Here is a 2006-nt window from a genome sequence, read left to right on the forward strand (position 1 = left end):
GGGAGGGAGCGAGCCGCCGCGGCGTGCTGGTGGCCGCCGGGGTCCTCGGTGCGGCGGCGGCCACGATGGGCGGCGCGGGGCGCTGGATCGCGGCGTACCGCTCGCGCAACACCGTGGTCGACCTGCCCGCGGCCGCCGACCCTGCGCCACCGCTGCCCCCGGGCCTGGAGGAGCGGGTGCCCGGCATCAGCGCGTTCCGCACCCCGACCGACGACTTCTACCGGGTCGACACCCGGCTCACCCTGCCGATCGTCGACGCCGGCGGCTGGACGCTGCGGATCGACGGCGACGTCGAGCGCGAGGTCGAGCTGACCTTCGACGACCTGCTCGCGATGCCGCTCGTCGAGCGCGACATCACGCTCACCTGCGTGTCCAACGAGGTCGGCGGCAGCTACCTCGGCTCGGCCCGCTGGCTCGGCGTCCGGCTCACCGACCTGCTGGACCTGGCCGGGATCGCCGGCACCCGCGCGGACCAGATCCTCAGCACCGACGTCGACGGGATGACGATCAGCACGCCGCTGGCCGCCGCCACCGACGGCCGCGACGCGATGATCGCGGTCGGCATGAACGGCCGCTCGCTGACGCGCGAGCACGGGTTCCCGGCGCGGATGGTGGTGCCGGGGCTGTACGGGTTCGTCAGCGCCTGCAAGTGGATCACCCGCATGACCCTGACGACGTACGCCGAGCAGGCGGCGTACTGGACCCGCCGCGACTGGGCGACCGACGCGCCGGTGAAGGTCGCCAGCCGGATCGACACCCCGCGACCGCTCGCGACGATCGACGCCGGACGCACGGTGATCGGCGGTGTCGCGTGGGCCCAGCACCAGGGCGGCATCGACCGGGTCGAGGTGCGCGTCGACGGCGGCCCCTGGCAGCCCGCCCGGCTCGGCCCGTCGGCGGGCGAGGACTACTGGCGGCAGTGGTACCTGCCGTGGACCGCCGAGCCCGGCCGCCACTCGCTGGCGGTGCGGGCCTTCGACGGTGCGGGCGACCCGCAGACCGGCGTACGCACCACCCCGTTCCCCGACGGCGCCAGCGGCATCCAGCAGATCGTCGTCAACGTCCGCTGACGTCGACCCGCCCGAAAGTTTCGGGCGGGTCGACCAATCCGGCCGCGGCGCGGGTCCGAACACCTCACATCTCGGCCGCAGAGCTCCCTTCGAACTCGACGCGAAAGGCACCAACGATGAACACCCGCTCCCTCCGCCGCTCCACCTCCATCGCCTCCCTGGCCCTGGTCGCCACGTTCGGCCTCGCCGCCTGTGGCGGTGACTCCGACGGCGACGCCGCCGACGCCACCGCCCAGACCCCCGCCTCGAGCGCGCCGGCCGACTCGGACATGGGGTCCGACGACACCGCGCCGATGAACGCCGCCGCGGGGACCTTCGGCGCCGGCTGCTCGGCGATCCCGTCGTCCGGCGCCGGCTCGTTCGACGGCATGGCCACCGAGCCGGTCGCCACCGCGGCCAGCGCGAACCCGCTGCTGAAGACGCTGGTCACCGCGGTCGGCGAGGCCGGCCTGGTCGACACGCTGAACTCCGCCGACGGCATCACGGTGTTCGCGCCGACCGACGACGCGTTCGCCGAGCTGCCGCCGAAGGACCTCAAGGCGGTGCTGGCCGACAAGGACCTGCTCACGAAGGTCCTCACCTACCACGTCGTGCCCGGGCAGCTCAGCCCCGCGGACCTGGCCGGCACCCACCAGACGCTCGAGGGCGACGACGTCACCGTCGAGGGCTCCGGTGAGGACTTCACCGTCGGCGACGGCGCCCAGGTGCTGTGCGGCAACATCCCCACCGCCAACGCCACGGTCTACGTCATCGACTCCGTCCTGATGCCCTGATCCTGGGTACCCCAGGACCGAGATCGAGCGAGGATCCATCCGTGGACCACATCCGACCCGTCGGCGCCGGCGCCCCGTCCCCCGAGGACGGGGCGCCCGGCGCCGACCTGGTCGAGCTGCTGCGGCGCTCGGCACGCGGCGACGAGCAGGCGTTCGCTCGCCT

At 74.0% G+C, this 2006-nt stretch carries 2 protein-coding genes; both read left to right on the forward strand.

The window, feature by feature from the left end; all coding sequences use genetic code 11:
- A partial coding sequence (locus tag VGD85_RS05840) for a molybdopterin-dependent oxidoreductase (protein ID WP_331062503.1) occupies positions 1-1070 on the forward strand: 1070 nt, incomplete at its 5' end.
- Between the two features lie 116 nt (positions 1071-1186).
- Positions 1187-1843: a fasciclin domain-containing protein gene (locus tag VGD85_RS05845; RefSeq protein ID WP_331062504.1), complete on the forward strand. Its 657-nt coding sequence runs from the start codon at positions 1187-1189 to the stop codon at positions 1841-1843.
- The last annotated feature ends 163 nt before the right edge of the window (positions 1844-2006 follow it).

The organism is Nocardioides sp. (assembly GCF_036401255.1).
Classification (GTDB): Bacteria; Actinomycetota; Actinomycetes; order Propionibacteriales; family Nocardioidaceae; genus Nocardioides.